Source organism: Sporosarcina sp. NPDC096371, assembly GCF_044762865.1.
Classification (GTDB): domain Bacteria; phylum Bacillota; class Bacilli; order Bacillales_A; family Planococcaceae; genus Sporosarcina.
In genome coordinates, this window is the sequence record NZ_JBIWFE010000003.1 from 417920 (window position 1) to 435208 (window position 17289).

18 protein-coding genes are annotated in these 17289 nt (G+C 41.4%); 15 read left to right on the plus strand and 3 right to left on the minus strand.

Annotated elements, in window-relative coordinates; translation table 11 throughout:
* The first annotated feature begins 158 nt into the window (after positions 1-158).
* The 12 genes from ezrA (at position 159) to ACIQ0H_RS10755 (ending at position 11597) form a co-directional block, all read left to right on the plus strand.
* Positions 159-1850 (plus strand): septation ring formation regulator EzrA, encoded by a 1692-nt coding sequence (ezrA, locus tag ACIQ0H_RS10700; RefSeq protein ID WP_403414131.1) that lies wholly within the window; start codon positions 159-161, stop codon positions 1848-1850.
* A gap of 346 nt (positions 1851-2196) precedes the next feature.
* The gene (locus ACIQ0H_RS10705; protein ID WP_403414133.1) at positions 2197-3330 is read left to right on the plus strand and encodes a cysteine desulfurase family protein; all 1134 of its coding nucleotides are present in this window, start codon (positions 2197-2199) and stop codon (positions 3328-3330) included.
* Positions 3330-4532, plus strand: a complete 1203-nt coding sequence (thiI, locus tag ACIQ0H_RS10710) for a tRNA uracil 4-sulfurtransferase ThiI (RefSeq protein WP_403414134.1) — start codon at positions 3330-3332, stop codon at positions 4530-4532. Before ACIQ0H_RS10705 ends, thiI begins: the two co-directional genes overlap by 1 nt.
* A gap of 82 nt (positions 4533-4614) precedes the next feature.
* Positions 4615-4827 carry an alpha/beta-type small acid-soluble spore protein gene (locus ACIQ0H_RS10715; protein ID WP_403414136.1) on the plus strand — a complete coding sequence of 71 codons (213 nt, stop codon included), beginning with the start codon at positions 4615-4617 and terminating at the stop codon, positions 4825-4827.
* A gap of 179 nt (positions 4828-5006) precedes the next feature.
* Entirely contained in the window at positions 5007-5213 is a 207-nt protein-coding gene (locus ACIQ0H_RS10720) for an alpha/beta-type small acid-soluble spore protein (protein ID WP_403414138.1), read from the plus strand.
* Between the two features lie 158 nt (positions 5214-5371).
* Positions 5372-5575 carry an alpha/beta-type small acid-soluble spore protein gene (locus ACIQ0H_RS10725; RefSeq protein ID WP_403414140.1) on the plus strand — a complete coding sequence of 68 codons (204 nt, stop codon included), beginning with the start codon at positions 5372-5374 and terminating at the stop codon, positions 5573-5575.
* A gap of 148 nt (positions 5576-5723) precedes the next feature.
* The gene (gene mbcS / locus ACIQ0H_RS10730) at positions 5724-7295 is read left to right on the plus strand and encodes an acyl-CoA synthetase MbcS (RefSeq protein ID WP_403414142.1); all 1572 of its coding nucleotides are present in this window, start codon (positions 5724-5726) and stop codon (positions 7293-7295) included.
* A gap of 155 nt (positions 7296-7450) precedes the next feature.
* Positions 7451-8356, plus strand: coding sequence for an EamA family transporter RarD (rarD, locus tag ACIQ0H_RS10735; protein WP_403414144.1), 906 nt, complete (start codon positions 7451-7453; stop codon positions 8354-8356).
* A 123-nt stretch (positions 8357-8479) separates the two neighbouring features.
* Entirely contained in the window at positions 8480-9487 is a 1008-nt protein-coding gene (sppA, locus tag ACIQ0H_RS10740; protein ID WP_403414146.1) for a signal peptide peptidase SppA, read from the plus strand.
* Between the two features lie 13 nt (positions 9488-9500).
* Complete coding sequence (locus tag ACIQ0H_RS10745; protein WP_403414148.1) at positions 9501-10079, plus strand: RDD family protein; 579 nt, start codon at positions 9501-9503, stop codon at positions 10077-10079.
* 43 nt (positions 10080-10122) lie between these two features.
* A complete protein-coding gene (tpx, locus tag ACIQ0H_RS10750) occupies positions 10123-10629 on the plus strand; it encodes a thiol peroxidase (RefSeq protein ID WP_403414150.1) in 507 nt (168 codons plus the stop codon).
* Positions 10630-10685: 56 nt separating this feature from the next.
* Positions 10686-11597, plus strand: coding sequence for a class I SAM-dependent methyltransferase (locus ACIQ0H_RS10755; RefSeq protein ID WP_403414152.1), 912 nt, complete (start codon positions 10686-10688; stop codon positions 11595-11597).
* An 86-nt stretch (positions 11598-11683) separates the two neighbouring features.
* Here the strand turns inward: ACIQ0H_RS10755 and ACIQ0H_RS10760 are convergent, their stop codons facing one another.
* A complete protein-coding gene (locus ACIQ0H_RS10760) occupies positions 11684-12136 on the minus strand; it encodes a universal stress protein (protein WP_403414154.1) in 453 nt (150 codons plus the stop codon).
* 290 nt (positions 12137-12426) lie between these two features.
* Here ACIQ0H_RS10760 and ald point away from each other — a divergent pair, with 290 nt between their 5' ends.
* Positions 12427-13545: an alanine dehydrogenase gene (gene ald / locus ACIQ0H_RS10765; protein WP_403414156.1), complete on the plus strand. Its 1119-nt coding sequence runs from the start codon at positions 12427-12429 to the stop codon at positions 13543-13545.
* Positions 13546-13597: 52 nt separating this feature from the next.
* On the opposite strand, the gene ACIQ0H_RS10770 is transcribed toward ald, so the two are convergent.
* Positions 13598-14695 (minus strand): M24 family metallopeptidase, encoded by a 1098-nt coding sequence (locus tag ACIQ0H_RS10770; RefSeq protein WP_403414158.1) that lies wholly within the window; start codon positions 14693-14695, stop codon positions 13598-13600.
* A 104-nt stretch (positions 14696-14799) separates the two neighbouring features.
* Between ACIQ0H_RS10770 and ACIQ0H_RS10775 the strand changes: the two genes are divergently transcribed.
* Together ACIQ0H_RS10775 and ACIQ0H_RS10780 are read left to right on the plus strand one after the other, a co-directional pair.
* Complete coding sequence (locus tag ACIQ0H_RS10775; protein WP_403414160.1) at positions 14800-15480, plus strand: metal-dependent hydrolase; 681 nt, start codon at positions 14800-14802, stop codon at positions 15478-15480.
* A gap of 101 nt (positions 15481-15581) precedes the next feature.
* Positions 15582-16889, plus strand: a complete 1308-nt coding sequence (locus ACIQ0H_RS10780) for a DRTGG domain-containing protein (RefSeq protein WP_403414162.1) — start codon at positions 15582-15584, stop codon at positions 16887-16889.
* Between the two features lie 39 nt (positions 16890-16928).
* On the opposite strand, the gene ACIQ0H_RS10785 is transcribed toward ACIQ0H_RS10780, so the two are convergent.
* The gene (locus tag ACIQ0H_RS10785) at positions 16929-17243 is read right to left on the minus strand and encodes a YtpI family protein (RefSeq protein ID WP_403414164.1); all 315 of its coding nucleotides are present in this window, start codon (positions 17241-17243) and stop codon (positions 16929-16931) included.
* Positions 17244-17289: the final 46 nt, after the last annotated feature.

Here is a 17289-nt window from a genome sequence, read left to right on the forward strand (position 1 = left end):
ACATTTTAGGCCTCCCAGAAACAATATTTTTAGATGAAAGATAGCGGGAAACAGATTTTTCCCTATAAATCATTCATTTTCGCAACTAAAAGTCTTTAAACGTGGTACTATATAGGATAATATCAAAGGTACAGTGACTCGGGGATAGGGGGACCACGATGATATACTTCATCATTCCAATTATAGTACTCACCATAGTGATAGCAATCGCCTTCTTATTTAGACGCAAACATCTTCAAGAAATCGGTCAATTGGAGCAGGAGAAGCTGCAAATCCAGCACAAACCGATTATTGAAGAGATGACAAAAATCAAGCAATTGAATATGACAGGTGAAACCGAGGAGAACTTCGAACGCTGGCGGAACGAGTGGACAGAAGTGATGGACATACATATGCCGAAAATTGACTCACTGTTATTCGATGTGGAAGATTTAGTCGATCGTTTTCGTTTTGGAAAAGCGACAGCAGCGGAAAAGAACATCCAAGAAAAAATTAGGTTTTGTGAAAAAAAGATGAATGACATCCTGCAGGAATTGAATGAACTTGTTGGGAGCGAAGAGAAAAATCGAATTGAGATTGAAAAATTGAAAGAGCAGCATCGAGCTGCCCGAAAAACAATTTTAGCCCATCAACACTCATTTGGTATGACGGTCAATCCATTAGAGAAAGAACTTGAAGCGTTTAATCCGAAATTCGAAGAGTATGATGAATTGACAACGAATGGAAACTACTTGCTTGCAAGGGAGATTGTGATTTCCTTATCCGCGGAGGGGGATCGTTTGTTTGAGATTATTCATGAAATACCTACGCTACTAACAGAGTTGCAAAATAAGATTCCTGCTTCGCTTCGCGAACTGCGAAATGGAACAAAAGAGATGGAAGGCCAATCCTATTACTTGCAACATCTTGAATTACCGAAGCGTCTAAACGCTATTGAAGATGAGCTTGGAGAGTTGTTGTCCAAAATGGCAGAACTTCAAATTGAATCTGTCCAACAACATACTTCGGAAATTAATGATCGTATCGATTCGTTTTATGATGCATTGGAACATGAAGTAACGGCAAAACATTATGTCGATGAGAATTACGGCAGGATAGCCACGATGCTTTCAGAAATCATTACACTCACACAAGAAACTTCAAACGAAGCTACATTCGTTCAGCAAAGTTATCGACTGAATGAACGAGAAGCGCAAATTCCACAGCAATCACTTAAAAAGTTGGTTGCTATCGATAAACGATTTGAAGTCCTTGCAGTTCGAATTGAAGAGCAAGTATCTGCCAATTCGAGTTTGAAAGAAGAATTACAGCAGATTTCCGAAGAACTTGAACAAATTGCTGAAGAACAAGATAATTTTATAAATCGAATGAAAAATTTACGGATAGATGAAAATAATGTTCGGGCTAAACTGGAAGAGTTAGCGAGAAAATTGCAAAATACGGATAGGGTACTACACAAGGGGAATATACCGGGCATTCCTGATGAAATGGAAGCGCGTCTGGAAGAGGCTGACGAACAGATTTATATTGTGTCGCAAAGTTTGCAGGAAGTGCCACTTAATATGAGCCTTGTGGATAATTATTTAGAAAATGCCGAGAAAGTTGTCGCTGATGTAAGTGAAAAGGTAGAAGAGTTGTTGGATAATGTTATGCTGATTGAGTGGATTATTCAATACGGCAATCGATATCGCGCTTCTAATCCTGGAATGCATGCACGACTTCTTGATGCGGAAGAGTCATTTAGACAATTTCGTTATGCAAAAGCATTAGAAGAAGCGGCCACAGCGGTTGAGGAAGTTGAACCAGGTGCCATGAAGCGTATTCAAGAATTAGTAAAAGAACATGCTTAACTTACTTCAGCAGAAGTCTCCTATTTAACTTTAGTGGCGGGATGAATGCTAAAATGCCTATAAAACAGTGGGGATTCAAACCCCCGCTGAATCAAGTTAAGCCTCCGGCGGATGTCACAAATTTTGAAAGGAGTTTAGGAAGGCAGTCTAAAATCGCGACGACTGCATGACCTACAAGGAAGGATGCAGTTCAATCCTTCCCCCCTGTAGGCCTCAAGCGCAATTCAAAATTTGGACGCAATTACGCCGAGGTGTAATTGATACGATAAGAAAATAGCCACCAGCATCGTTAAGTGCAGGTGGCTTTGTCACGCTTATTATCATAACAAGTGAAAGGATGGAATGAATGATTTATTTTGATAACAGCGCGACGACATGTCCCGATGAGGGTGTACTTACATCCTTTATTGAAGTGAATAAGCGCTTTTTTGCGAATCCTGCATCGATACACCTTGCGGGAAAGCAGGCAGAAACGCTTTTGGAGAAATCTAGAGAACAGATTTTGTCGATTTTGGGTGCGCCGGATGGTGACCTTGTATTTACATCGGGGGGAACGGAAGCTAATAATTTGTCGGTAATTGGTTTCGCGCGGGCATTTCGCTCTAGGGGAAACCATATTATTACGACGGAAATTGAGCATCCATCTGTTCTTAATGCGATGGAATACTTGGAAACACAAGGGTTTGTGGTTGATTATTTGACGGTTGATGAACAAGGGCTAATTTCTGTTGAAGAGTTGAAAAGCAAACTACGTCCAGAGACGATTGTCGTCAGTATCATGCATGTCAACAATGAAATTGGAACGATACAGCCTATAGCAGAATGTGCGCGAATTATTAAAGAACACTCCCGCGCTTTATTCCATTCGGATACGGTACAGAGTTTTGGTAAATTGCCCGTTTCCTTAAAAGGCGATGGACCGGATGCGGTTACCATTTCAGCTCATAAAATCAATGGCTTAAAAGGATCAGGAATATTAGCATTTAGGAGAGGGATACCACCGCAAGCTCTAAACTTTGGTGGTGGCCAAGAACGGGGATTACGTAGTGGAACTGTAGCAGTCGCTGATGCAGTTGCACTTGCCAAAGCGATGCGAATTAGTATGGTGGATGAAGAGCAAAAGGAATTCAGACAATGGAGAAATCGGCTTATTGATTTTATCGCGCCGTATGACGATGTTGTTATCCTTGCGCCTGACCAGGCAGCACCGCATATTGTGTCCATTGCTTTTTATAGGGTAAAAGGTGAAGTGGCCATTAATTTCTTTCAAGAAAATGGAATCACAGTGTCGACTTCTAGTGCTTGTTCATCTAAAAGTACTACTGCGGGACATGTAATAGAAGCTATTGGTTTGGCTGAAAAGTATAAAAATGGAGTAATCCGGATTAGTTTTGGGAAAAATAATATTGAACAACATGTGGTGGAATTTGAGCAAGTGTTTGCTCGGTTCATGGCGCTGCTTGGAAGGGGAAATGACTGATGAAATGGAACGAATTATTAATCCGATATGGTGAAATATCATTAAAAGGTCGTAATCGGAATGTCTTTGTAAAGAAATTACGCAATAATATTAAAGACGCTTTAAGCGATTTACCAACGGTTAAGATTAAACCAGAACGTGACCGCATGTTTCTTTTTGCGGATGACAAACGGGATATGGAAGAAGCGATTGCTAGGCTGCCGTATATTTTTGGCATTCAGTCATTCAGTCCGGTTGCAAAATGCGAAGCGACGCTTGAAGCTATAAAAGAAAAAGCACTCGATGTTATTGGTGCGGATGAAACAGCGGGAAAAACATTTAAAGTTGAAATTAGACGGACGGATAAATCATTTCCGCTTGTAACAGGTGAACTGCAACAAGAAATTGCTGCGCATGTGTTGAAAAGTTTCCCGGAATTGATTGTTCAAATGAAGAAACCCGAGATTTTATTGCATGTAGAAATTAGAAGTGAAGGCGCGTTCTTAACAGCTAAAGTACATAAAGGTGCTGGTGGTATGCCAGTCGGTTCGAATGGTCATTCCATTCTTATGTTGTCAGGTGGTATTGATAGTCCGGTCGCTGGCTACTTAATGATGAAACGTGGTGTGTCGATCGATGCAATACACTTTGCCAGTCCGCCGTTTACAAGTGAATTGGCGAAAAAGAAAGTGATGGATTTGGCCGAAAAGTTAAGTTCTTTCGGTGCAGCGGTACGCCTTCATATTATTCCGTTTACTGAAATTCAGCAAACCATTGTCAATCAAGTACCGGATAATGTGTCGATGACGACAACGCGAAGACTTATGCTGCAAATTGCGGATCAAGTTCGCGCAGAAGTAGGTGCACTTGCGATTGTCACAGGAGAAAGCCTGGGACAAGTGGCGAGTCAGACACTTGAAAGTCTAACGGCCATTAATGCCGTAACATCGACACCGATTTTACGTCCACTGGTTGCATCGGATAAGCTTGATATTATTGAGATTGCACAAAAAATCGGAACTTATGATATTTCGATTAGACCTCATGAAGATTGCTGTACGATTTTTGCACCTTCAAATCCAAAAACAAAACCACGGCTTGAAAAAGTGGCTTACTATGAAAGCTTTTCCGATTTTGCACCAATGATTGAAGAAGCGGTGTCTAATCGGATAACGGTTGAACTACCACTTCAACAGCAAGATGAATTTGAAGATCTACTGTAATAATTGTATATAATTACCACGCAGACCTTGTGCATGAATTTGTGCTAACGGCACATTCTATTTGCACAAGGAGGTGGTAAAAATGGCTAGCAACAATAACAACGGTAATTCAAATCAACTTTTAGTACCAGGTGTAAGACAAGCACTTGATCAAATGAAAAATGAAATTGCAAACGAATTTGGTGTACAGATGGGACCAGATGCTACATCGCGTGCCAACGGATCCGTCGGCGGAGAAATTACAAAGCGATTAGTACGTCAGGCTCAGCAACAAATGAAAGGCTCGAATGAATAATAAGTACGATATGAAAAGCTGTTTCGGAATTTTTCCGAAACAGCTTTTCGCTTTTACAGGGTAGACAAAGGAAAGTATTTTAAACAGATGAAGGTTATTTGGTGAAAGTTACCAACAAAAATTCTTGTATGAATTTTTAGCATTGGCACATTCTATATGCACAGAGGAGGTGACACACGATGCCAAACAGCGGAAATTCAAATCAACTAGTTGTTCCAGGTGTAAGACAAGCACTTGATCAAATGAAAAATGAAATTGCAAATGAATTTGGTGTACAGATGGGACCTGATAGTACAGCGCGCGCTAACGGTTCTGTTGGTGGAGAAATTACAAAGCGTTTAGTACGTCAGGCGCAACAGCAAATGAATGGTTATAACCAAAAATAACAATTTTCAAATCTTTTTGGAAGCTTGCTTCCGAATAGTGTAGGCGGAAATACGGCGTTTTAAACTTCTTTGATCGTAAAGGTAAAAATTGCCAATTAGAAATTCTGTATGAATTTTTAATAACGGCACATTCTATATGCACAAGGAGGTGACATACAATGCCAAACAGTGGTAATTCAAATCAACTAGTTGTTCCAGGTGTAAGACAAGCGCTTGACCAAATGAAGAACGAAATTGCAAGTGAATTTGGAGTGCAACTTGGACCGGATTCTACATCGCGTGCCAACGGTTCCGTCGGCGGAGAAATTACAAAGCGATTAGTACGTCAGGCTCAAGCGCAAATGAACGGTTACCAAAAATAAATACAATAAAAACGGCTGTCCCCAAAAAAAATTTGGGGGCGGCTTTTTACATAAGAAAAAGAACGCTTTATTTAGAAATGTAAATTAGTTTTGAATTATTGCATAAATGTTTGTATAATTGATATAGAGAGATAAGGGGGAATTTTCAATGAATAGAGAACAATTAATTGCACCAGACCAATACAATTTGGTAAGTGAATTCGAAAAATACGCGACAGGAACCGGAAAGGAAGCACTTATATACATCAATGCACAAGGTGTAAAAAAAGAAATTACGTATGATGAATTAATGGCATCAGCAAACAAAGCTGCAAATGTATTCAAAGACAACGGTCTACAAAAAGGGGATATTGTTCTTGTAATGGTACCGCGAATGATTGAGGCGTATGAGGTATATATAGGAGCACTTAAGGCAGGGTTGGCTGTTATTCCTAGTTCTGAAATGCTAAGGTCCTCGGATATTGAGTATCGCCTGGCGCACAGTGAAGCAAAAGCGATTGTGGCATTCGAGGCATTCACAGATCAGCTGAGTGAAGTTGATAATATGGAGGATGTGCAGCTTTTTGTTGTGGGTAAAGCATCCGAGGGGCAATTGTCATTAACAGAATTGATGGAGACAGCCTCGGTGGAATTTAGTGCACCCATTATGAAAAGCACAGACATGGCATTTCTTTCATATACATCGGGAACGACAGGCAAACCTAAAGGCGCTATCCACTCGCATGGCTGGGGATATGCACATTTGCGAACGGCAGGCGCAAGTTGGCTAGGTATCAAAGAAGAAGACCTTGTTTGGGCAACTGCCGCACCAGGTTGGCAAAAATGGATATGGACACCTTTCCTTTCCGTATTAGGTAGTGGGGCCACAGGATTGATTTATGACGGAAAATTCGACGTCAAAACGTATTTGGAGCTCATCGCAAGTTACCGTGTAAATGTACTTTGCTGTACACCAACAGAATATCGCTTCATTGCAAAAGAGGACCGCATTCAGGATTATGATCTAACCTCCATTCGGAGTGCGGTATCTGCTGGAGAGCCACTTAACCGTGAAGTGATTGACATCTTTGACAAGTTATTTTCTCTATCTGTTAGGGATGGCTATGGGCAAACGGAAAACACATTATTGGTAGGTACGATGCTTGGTATGGAAACGAGACCCGGATCGATGGGGAAACCAACGCCCGGAAACAAGGTCGTCATTATTGATGATGAAGGCAATCCGATTACTTCTGGAGAAGTGGGGGATATTGCTGTACATATGTCCGCGCCTGCATTATTCAAAGAGTATTTAAAAGATCCAGAGCGGACGAAAATGCAATTTCGTGGCGAGTATTATGTAACGGGTGACAGGGCAAAAATGGATGCGGATGGATACTTCTGGTTTGAAGGTCGAGGGGATGACATTATTATCAGTTCGGGCTACACAATTGGACCTTTTGAAGTGGAAGATGCATTGACGAAACATCCGGCGGTTCGCGAATGTGCAGTCGTTGGTAGTCCTGATGAAGTGCGTGGAAATATCGTTAAAGCGTTTGTGGTGTTGCAAAACGCTGAACGGGAAAACGAGGAAAGTCTTGTGACTGAATTGCAAGAGCACGTGAAGACTCTGACTGCACCGTATAAATATCCTCGTAAAATTGAGTTCGTTGGAGAATTACCGAAGACAGCGTCGGGTAAGATTATGCGCGTTACATTGAGGGAGCGAGAACAAAAGTAAGTGTTCCAGATAAGCCGCTTTCGTCAGACAGTGAATACTGAACTGACGAAGGCGGCTATTTTTGATGGGGAAGATCAATTTTATCTTTACCAACCGTATTATTGGGTCTATACTTAGGCTACTATTTCGGGAAATGAAATAAAGGGGGCGTCGTGATGCAAACGGAAAAAAGCGGTGTCCTTTGGGCAGTCGGTTCATACCTTATTTGGGGCTTGATGCCGATTTATTGGAAGCATTTAGAGCATGTTGCAAGCACAGAAATAGTTGTTAGTCGTATCGTCTGGGCATTTATCATGACATTATTAGTTGTGTTGCTTATAAAGGGTGGTCGACATCTAAAGGAGGATATACTAACGCTTTGGAAGTCACAATGGGATTTTTGGTTGTTATTCTTTGCGTCAGCACTTGTATCGAGTAACTGGTTTATCTACATATGGGCGGTGAATCACAATTATATCGTTCAAACGAGTCTTGGTTATTACATGAATCCACTCGTGTCCGTACTCCTAGGTATCTTTTTCTTAAAGGAAAAACTGTCGAGGGCGCAGCAAACTGCATTCTTACTTGCGACAATCGGGGTTGCCATTTTAACGGTTTCATATGGGAAGTTTCCATGGCTGGCCTTTTCATTGGCCGTCACGTTTGCGGTGTACGGACTTATTAAGAAGAAAATTCAGTTGGATGCATTACGCGGATTGACAATTGAAACGTTCTTTATTGTACCATTTGCGGTTATATATTATGTTTGGCTTTTCATGGACGGGCAGGCTGCATTTTTACATGTTGATAGTAAGACGAATATATTGCTTATATTAACAGGGGCGGCGACAGCGTTACCTCTTGTCATGTATGCGAAAGGCGTTCAAAGAATACCGCTCTATATGGCAGGATTTTTACAATATATTGCACCAACATTGATGTTGTTTATTGGTGTTATTGTTTATCAGGAAAAATTTGAACGAATAGATTTACTATCATTTTCATTTATTTGGTCTGCACTTCTTTTGTTTACAGTTTCAAAAGTTCTAGAAGTGGTGAAAATGAAGAAAAGCCTCCTATAATGGGTGGCTTTTCTTAGTTGTACTGCCTAATCAAAACAAATTTACTTTTAGTTTGGCATAGGGTGAAACATTTTGGGATGAAGGAACGTATACAATAAGGTAGCGGAAAAGGAGGAGTTTTTAATGACAATGAAACGATGGATTGCAATCATCATCGCGGCAACACTAATATTTGTTTCAGTAGGTGTCAATTCATTATCGTACATATTTACAAAGGATGTTAGTGGCTTTTTTGAGAAGGCGATGTCAACACAGTCTGGGTATGGGGAAGTCGTACTAGAACAAGGGAAGTCAAGTGATAAAATTGCGGTTCTTACTCTGGATGGTGTTATTCAAGACTTAGGGAACACTTCCTCGTTCTTTCAGCCGGCTGGCTATAATCACCAATTTTTCATGAATCAGTTATATGAAGTGCTAGAGGATCAAAGTGTGAAGGGCCTCGTGCTTCAAGTAAATTCACCAGGTGGTGGAGTGGTGGAGTCAGCGGATATTTATGATGCAATTCGCGAAATTCAACAGGAAAGAGAGATTCCGTTGTATGTGTCAATGGGCGGAATGGCTGCTTCAGGTGGCTATTATGTGTCAGCACCTGCAGAGAAAATCTTTGTCAATCGTGAAACGATTACAGGGTCAATCGGTGTCATTATGGAAAGTGTTAACTACGCAAAATTAGCTGAGAAATATGGCATTGATTTCAATACGATTAAAACAGGTCCGTACAAAGATATTATGAGTGGATCTCGAGAAATGAAAGACGAAGAACGTGCAATGCTCCAAGAAATGATTAATGATTCCTATGAGCGCTTTGTAGATATTATTGAAGAAGGTCGTGGGATGACGGAGGCGGAAGTGAAGGCTGTTGCAGATGGTCGGATAATGAACGGACGTCAAGCTATTGAGGCAGGACTGGCAGATGAATACGGCAAGGTTGGGGATGCCATCGCAGCGATGAAAGAAGACTATAAGCTTCAGGATGCAACTGTGTTCGAATATTCGGCGGCGGATAATTGGGCTTGGTTAGGTGTGAAAGCTAGTAGTCTCGTGGGTAGCAATATTGAATCAGAGCTGATTGGTAAATTATTGTCCGACTATAATGCCCCTCGGATGATGTATTTATATGGTGAAAGATAAGGAGGAGTCGCGTATGTCAGAGTATATCGAACAACCGCCGCATCTTGCGGAACAATCCACCGCGGTGAAGCCAATATTGGATGATGATATTATTCAAACGGAGCATTTTCGGCCGAAATATGCTGGCTTCTGGACACGTTTTTGGGCGTATACGATCGATCTTCTTGTCTTGTATGCAATCAGTGGTATTCTAATCAAGCCGATTTTTAGGGTGGTGGGTATCGACATAACCGATCCACCGTTCCTATTATTTAGTCCCTATAAAGTGACGGCGCTCCTGTTGTTTTTGCTCTATTTTGCACTTATGACAAAGTTTACGGGGCAGACGATTGGTAAAATGATTATGGGGATAAAAGTGGTTGCGAAGGATGGAAGAAAACTTACATGGAGCATCGTTATATTCCGTGAAGTCTTCGGAAGGTTTATCTCGAAAACGCTTGTTTTACCTTATCTACTTGTTTTATTTATGCCGAAAAAAGAGGCGCTGCATGATGTGTTTGCGGAGACAATCGTTGAATATGAGCACTCTTATGAAAAAGAGATTCGTGTTCGTCAACGACAAACGGTTGAGGGACAACAGTTGCACGAATAGACTGCGATTTAGTATGATAGATGTAGAAAAAGGAGGCGTCATAATGGCTACCGTTACATTTAAGAATAACCCTGTTACATTGCTTGGTAAAGAAGTTGCAGTAGGTGACGTAGCACCCGATTTTACGGTGCTTGCTAATGATTTAAGCCCGGTAACACTAGCAGATTCGAAAGGGAAAATACGTTTGATTAGTGTAATCCCTTCAATCGATACAGGTGTTTGTTCCACGCAGACTCGCAAATTTAATGAAGAAGCTGCATCACTTGGGGATGATGTCCAAGTGTTAACGATTTCGGTGGATCTTCCATTTGCGCAAGCTAAATGGTGTGCCGCTGAAGGAATCACTAATGTTCAAGTATTATCTGATCATCGTGACCTATCTTTCGGCGAAGCATATGGTACAATCATTAAGGAACTTCGCCTGCTAGCTCGTTCTATTTTCGTTGTCGATAAAAACGATAAAGTAACATATGTCCAATATGTTAGCGAAAATACAGACCATCCAGATTACGAGAAAGCAATCGAAGCTGTTAAACAACTAACAAACTAATTACGGAAACCCACTCGAACATGACGGGTGGGTTTTGTCGATAGAGGGATAAATAAATGACAACAGACACAGAAAAGATTTTTTCATTTTTAGATACACTTGCACAAACGACTGACGAGCTCTATTTGGAAGCGATTATTGAAGCGTGTGGAAAATGGCTTTCAGGTGAAGCAAGTCCAGTGGTATCAGAAAATGTATCAAAAGAAGATATTCGAAGAGGAATCCAGCTTGCAGTCCTTAAGGGGATGAAGCAAAATGCACAGCCGCATCATCAAATGACACCCGATTCTATTGGGATGTTAATCGGGCATATTGCTAGTAAGTTGTCGGTAAATGAGCATAATTTGACACTACTCGACCCGGCAGCGGGAACTGGAAATTTGTTGTATACAGTGATGAACGCGGTTGGGAACAATGTCACAGCGACAGCGGTTGAAATTGACGAATTACTCGTTAGGTTGTCGGCTGTTGTAGCCGAGTTACTTGAGCAACCAGTGACATTTTATGTTCAGGATGCACTACGACCTTTGCTCGTTGACCCGGTGGATATTACTATTAGTGATGTACCAGTTGGGTATTATCCTGATGATGATAATGCCCTTAATTATGAAATGATGCCAACCGAGGGACACGCCTACGCACATCACCTCTTTATTGAACAATCGATGAATCATACGAAACCTGGTGGACATGGAATCTTCATCGTCCCGGCGAACTTGTTTGAGTCTGGACAGTCGACTTTGTTGCATCCATTTCTAAAGAAAAAGACGATTATTCGTGCAGTTATCCAATTGCCGGATTCACTATTCAAAAGTACAACACATGCAAAAAGTATTTTGGTTCTTCAAAAGCCATTCCCGGAAATGACAGCAACGCGAGATGTCTTGCTTGCGAAAGTTCCGAATATGTCAGACAAGCATGCGTTGGCACTATTTCTTCAGAAGATTGATATGTGGGTATCGGAGTAAGGTCTCATCATTGTCCGTCTAAAGCTTTATAAGTAATCAGATGAAAAAAGAGTTGCTCGATAAACATTATCGAGCAACTCTTTTTGTTAGTGCGCTTCTTCAGCTGTACGTACAACGAGGACGTCACATTTTGCGGAACGGACAATATTTTCAGAGACGCTACCAATAAGAAAACGTTCAACTGCATTCAATCCTGTTGCACCACAGATAATGAGATCAGCTTGCAGTTTTTTTGAGAGATCGCGTGAAATCATTGTTTTAGGTGAACCGTATTCAACGATGGTGTTGACATGTTGTACGCCGGCTTTTTCAGCTTCTACTTTATAATTGTTTAAAAGCTCTGCGGCAAATTTTTGTGCCCGTTGTGCAATGGAACGATCATAAGCTTCGACTGCAGCGTAAGAGCGTGTATCAATAATATTAATTAAGTTTAGTGTTGCATCGTTTCGATCTGCAATGGCTACCGCTTTTTTGAAAGCCCACTCAGATTCCTTTGAACCATCTACTGCGACCAGGATTTGTTTGTATACTAATGTCATAGTAATCACTCCATCCTAAATTGGTATAGTTACTACTTCGATAATCAGGTTAAAAACCCTTCTAATCCTTTAAACAAATTGTTAGCGAATTCGTGAATGTTACAGTTTTATTCTAAATTTTGTCACATAGTGTAATTTGTTGGTAGATAGCCTTGAATGATTAAGTATTCTGCAAACATTGAAAAATAGAGCCAAACTATTTTCTTTCTGATAGAATTAAGTGGACATTGGTATTCTTAAAGAGTTGCCATTTGACTAGCGAAATAACCATTTTTTGAGGGGGAGAAATAATGCGTATTGGGGTTCCGAAAGAAGTTAAAAACAATGAAAATCGTGTCGCAATGACACCATCAGGAGTTTTTAATCTAAAATCAGCAGGACACGAAGTTTTCATAGAAACGGGTGCAGGTTTAGGATCAAGCTTCACAGATGAGGAGTACATCGCATCTGGCGCACAAATCGTTACCACTGCCGAACAGGCATGGGATACCGATATGGTTATGAAGGTAAAAGAGCCAGTAGCTTCAGAATACGGCTATTTCCGTGAAGGGCTTATCTTGTTTACTTACTTGCATCTTGCACCAGAAGTAGAACTAACAAAAGCATTACTTGAGAATAAAGTTATCGGGATTGCTTATGAAACCGTACAACTTCCGAATAACTCATTACCACTTCTAGCGCCAATGAGTGAAGTTGCTGGGCGCATGGCAACGCAGATTGGTGCACAATATTTACAACAAACCAATGGCGGTAAAGGAATTCTTCTAGGTGGTGTGCCGGGGGTTTCTCGTGGTCAGGTAACGATTATTGGTGGAGGACAAGCGGGGGCGAATGCAGCAAGAGTTGCGGTAGGTATGGGTGCAAAAGTAACCGTACTAGACTTGTCTGTAGACCGTCTACGTTATTTGGACGAAATCTTTGGAAACGATATTCAAACACTTGTTTCGAATCCATTCAACATTGCGGAATCTGTCAAGGATGCTGATCTTGTGGTTGGTGCTGTATTGATTCCTGGGGCACGGGCGCCGAAATTGGTGTCAGAAGATATGGTTAAATCGATGAAACCAGGTTCAGTTCTTGTGGATATTGCGATTGACCAAGGTGGAATTTTTGCAACGTCTGACCGTGTAACAACGCATGATAACCCAACATATGAGAAGCATGGAATTGTTCACTATGCGGTGGCAAATATGCCGGGTGCAGTTCCACAAACATCAACAACAGCACTGACTAATGTAACCGTTCCTTATGCACTTCAAATTGCCAATAAAGGCTACAAACAAGCTTGCTTGGATAATCTTTCTCTTCAAAAAGGGATTAACACAATGGAAGGCTTTGTGACTTATCAAGCGGTAGCAAATGCACAAGGCATTGACTATGTAGCGGTGGAAACATTATTGAATCGCTAATAGAAATAAAAAAAAGCTGTCCACACATCATAAGATGCGGACAGCTTTTTTCTTATGGTTGAATAATTTGCAATTCTTTCGGGAATTTCGTAAGGACTTCTACACCGTTTGCCGTTACGACAACATCATCCTCGATTCGAACGCCAGTGATGTCAGGGTGATAAATACCAGGTTCAATCGTAAAGACCATTCCTTCTTCTAGAGGAAATTCGTTGGTTCCTGTGAGTGATGGGAATTCATGAACTGAGATCCCAAGACCGTGACCGATTCGGTGCGTGAAATAGTCACCGTAGCCAGCTTCCTCGATAATATCCCTTGCTGCTTTATCAATTTCTAATGCTTTTACGCCTGGTCGAACCTTATCGACCGCTGCTTGTTCTGCCTTCTTGACAGTTTCATAGACCTCACGCATTTTATCGGTCGGTTCTCCGAAAGCAACTGTTCGAGTGATATCTGAGCAGTAGCCTTTATAGACGACACCAAGGTCGAACAGGATGAAGTCTCCCTTTTGAATTTTCCGATCGCCAGGTGTTCCGTGCGGTGAAGCTGTTTTAGGGCCGGATAGAACCATTGTATTGAATGCCATTTTTTCGGCACCTTTTCTTTTCATTTCAAATTCAATCGCCATTAGTACTTCAAGTTCAGTTTTCCCTTCGGCAATTTCTTTGCAGCCAACTTCAATTGCATAATCCGCTAGCTCTGCAGCTTTGCGTAAGTTGGTCAGTTCGTCTTCGCTTTTGATATTGCGCATACCGTTTAGCTGTTCGTCAAGGCGTGCGAATGTAGCGTTTGGCAATAGTTGTCCAAGACGTTCAAAACGTTCGACCGTTAGATGGGATTTCTCTACTGCAATCGAAGTAGGTAGCTCCCCACGTTTGCGGACAGCATCCATCACAACGTCCCAAGCATCTTCTGTATCTTCATGTCCAACCGCCTCAAAAGACCAGCCAGCCGCTTTCACGTCAGGCACTTCCATCAATGGACAAATGATAAATGGTTCCGCTTCTTTAAATACCATAACCCCTAGCAATCTTTCGTGTGGATCGCTGTGGAATCCTGTCACATAAAACACATTATCAGGCGTCGTAATAAATGCGGCGTCTAAATTTTGACTCTGCAAGTATTGTTGAATTTCTTGAACTTTACTCATTAGAATAACCTCCTCTATAGATAGAACAATCATAACAAAAAAGAGGGTTTTCGGGTTAAATAACGAAAATTATATTTGAGGATAGAATCTGGAGGAGAGAGTATATGCAAATTTCATATCACGGACATTCAATTGTAAAAATAAAAACAAGTGATTACACCATAATTATTGATCCGTTCATTACAGGAAATAAACTGACCGACTTAATTGTTGAGCAAGAGAAACCAGATGCGATATTGCTTACGCACGGTCATAACGATCACGTAGGTGATACGGTGGCTATTGCCAAAGCAAGTGATGCACTTGTCATCGCTCCCAATGAGCTTGCTGTCTATCTAGGGTGGCAGGGCGTAAAAACACATGGCATGAACATTGGAGGAGCGTGTACATTTGATTTTGGAACAGTAAAATTTACGCAGGCGTTTCATAGTTCATCTTACACAACCGAGGAAAATGAAATCATCTATACAGGCATGCCTGCGGGTATTTTATTGACAGCTGAAGGAAAAACGATCTATCACGCAGGAGATACGGCGCTATTTGGTGATATGGAGATGATTGGTAAACGACACCCCATCGATGTGGCTTTCTTGCCAATTGGTGATAATTTCACAATGGGGCCAGAAGACGCTGCTTGTGCTGTCGACTTGTTGAATCCACAACTGACAATACCTGTACACTTCGACACATTTCCGCCTATTGAGCAGGATCCAGAAGTGTTTAAAGGACTTGTCTCAAATCATGAAGTGAAAATTATGCAAGCGGGAGAGTCGTTTGAATGTTGAACCTTTGTTGGGACAGTATAAACTGAGCAAATGCGCCTTGCGCTTTTCCTTATCTTTTATGGTAGAATGGCTGTAAGGTCATGATAGGAAAAGGTGAAAACATGGCGACAAAGCATGAACTAATTTTGCAGCATATTGAAGGGCTTGCCGTAGGCGAAAAGATCTCCGTTCGCCAAGTAGCCCGTGCGCTGTCTGTCAGTGAAGGAACGGCATACCGAGCCATTAAAGAGGCGGAGAACCAAAAACTCGTCAATACGATTGAGCGAGTAGGTACCATCCGAATCGAAAAGAAAAAGAAGGAAAATATCGAGCGGCTAACATTCGCGGAAGTGCTAAATATTGTCGATGGACTTGTACTAGGTGGACGTGGCGGTTTACATAAAACGTTAACCAAGTTTGTGATCGGTGCGATGCAATTAGATGATATGATGCGTTATATTGACGCGGGTAGTCTGTTAATAGTTGGTAATCGGTTAAAAGCGCATGAAACTGCCTTGTTGGCAGGGGCTGCGGTATTGGTTACAGGTGGATTCGACGCAAGTGATGAAGTGAAAAAATTAGCGGATGAACTGGAACTACCGGTTATTTCGACGAGCTATGACACATTTACGGTTGCGACGATGCTGAATCGAGCCATCTATGATCAGCTGATTGAAAAAGAGATTTTACTAGTGGAAGATATTTTGACGCCGCTACCGGAAACAATCACACTTTCAACAAAGGACAAGGTTGTTCATTTCAATGAAGTGAATCGGGCGACTTCCCACTCAGGATACCCTGTCATCGAAAAAGGTGGCAAACTCGTAGGGATCATCACTTCGCGTGATGCGATTGGTAAATCGGATGATGAATTACTTGAAAAGGTGATGACGCGCCATCCGATAACAGTTACCGGTAAGACAAGTGTCGCCTCGGCTGGACACAGTATGATCTGGGAAGGAATCGATCTGATGCCTGTTGTTACGGAGGCAGGTATGTTGGCGGGAATTATCAGCAGACAGGACGTTTTGAAAGCATTCCAAATGACGCATCGACAACCCCAACAGGGAGAAACGATTGATGATATTGTAAAAAATCAAATGAAAACGATACCTGATCAGCAACTCGCTGTTGAATTTACAGTTATCCCGCAGATGACCAATCAGTTTGGATCATTGTCATACGGTGCATTGACGACTTTATTGACTGAAGCAGGGAATAGGGCTATCAAAATGCGTAAGCGTGGGGAAAGTGTTCCTGAAAACATGACATTGTATTTCATTAAACATGTTCAACTAGGCAGTGTCGTTGTTGTTGAGCCGCGTATTTTGCATATGAGCAGACGTTTTGTCAAAGTCGACTTCGACATTTTGTCTGAAGGTGATCTGGTAGCCAAGGCTGTGTTCATGTATCAGTTATTTGAACGATAAATGTAGGCACATTGAAAAAAACTGATGCACGTAAGCGCATCAGTTTTTGTTCAACTCGTTTTCTTCATCTACAAAACTTAAATAATGTTTATATGCTCGGTAATTGAAAATGCCGACATAACCACCAAGTGCAATGAATAGGGCGGCGATTAAATAGGTCAAGAAACCGTCGAAAAGGAACAGTTGGTTGACTCCGAAAAATAATAGTAGCCAACCAAGGGAAGAACCGGCCATGCTGGCAAACATTTTTTTACGGATAGGAAAGACGGATCTCGTTCTGAATTGCCGGGTCTTGAAATAAAAGTAGAAGACACCTGAAGCAATAATAAGGAATACCAAAATGAAATTAAACATAAAAGCCCTCCATAAAGTACAAACTTCTTATATTGTAGCGGCTTTT

Coding starts and splice junctions, on each gene's coding strand:
- ACIQ0H_RS10760 (WP_403414154.1), bottom strand. CDS start 12,136: ATGACATTAGTATACAAACAAATCCTGGTCGCAGTAGATGGTTCAAAG.
- mbcS (WP_403414142.1), top strand. CDS start 5,724: ATGAATAGAGAACAATTAATTGCACCAGACCAATACAATTTGGTAAGT.
- rarD (WP_403414144.1), top strand. CDS start 7,451: ATGCAAACGGAAAAAAGCGGTGTCCTTTGGGCAGTCGGTTCATACCTT.
- ACIQ0H_RS10705 (WP_403414133.1), top strand. CDS start 2,197: ATGATTTATTTTGATAACAGCGCGACGACATGTCCCGATGAGGGTGTA.
- ACIQ0H_RS10725 (WP_403414140.1), top strand. CDS start 5,372: ATGCCAAACAGTGGTAATTCAAATCAACTAGTTGTTCCAGGTGTAAGA.
- sppA (WP_403414146.1), top strand. CDS start 8,480: ATGACAATGAAACGATGGATTGCAATCATCATCGCGGCAACACTAATA.
- tpx (WP_403414150.1), top strand. CDS start 10,123: ATGGCTACCGTTACATTTAAGAATAACCCTGTTACATTGCTTGGTAAA.
- ACIQ0H_RS10785 (WP_403414164.1), bottom strand. CDS start 17,243: ATGTTTAATTTCATTTTGGTATTCCTTATTATTGCTTCAGGTGTCTTC.
- ezrA (WP_403414131.1), top strand. CDS start 159: ATGATATACTTCATCATTCCAATTATAGTACTCACCATAGTGATAGCA.
- ACIQ0H_RS10720 (WP_403414138.1), top strand. CDS start 5,007: ATGCCAAACAGCGGAAATTCAAATCAACTAGTTGTTCCAGGTGTAAGA.
- ACIQ0H_RS10780 (WP_403414162.1), top strand. CDS start 15,582: ATGGCGACAAAGCATGAACTAATTTTGCAGCATATTGAAGGGCTTGCC.
- ACIQ0H_RS10770 (WP_403414158.1), bottom strand. CDS start 14,695: ATGAGTAAAGTTCAAGAAATTCAACAATACTTGCAGAGTCAAAATTTA.
- ald (WP_403414156.1), top strand. CDS start 12,427: ATGCGTATTGGGGTTCCGAAAGAAGTTAAAAACAATGAAAATCGTGTC.
- ACIQ0H_RS10775 (WP_403414160.1), top strand. CDS start 14,800: ATGCAAATTTCATATCACGGACATTCAATTGTAAAAATAAAAACAAGT.
- ACIQ0H_RS10755 (WP_403414152.1), top strand. CDS start 10,686: ATGACAACAGACACAGAAAAGATTTTTTCATTTTTAGATACACTTGCA.
- ACIQ0H_RS10715 (WP_403414136.1), top strand. CDS start 4,615: ATGGCTAGCAACAATAACAACGGTAATTCAAATCAACTTTTAGTACCA.
- thiI (WP_403414134.1), top strand. CDS start 3,330: ATGAAATGGAACGAATTATTAATCCGATATGGTGAAATATCATTAAAA.
- ACIQ0H_RS10745 (WP_403414148.1), top strand. CDS start 9,501: ATGTCAGAGTATATCGAACAACCGCCGCATCTTGCGGAACAATCCACC.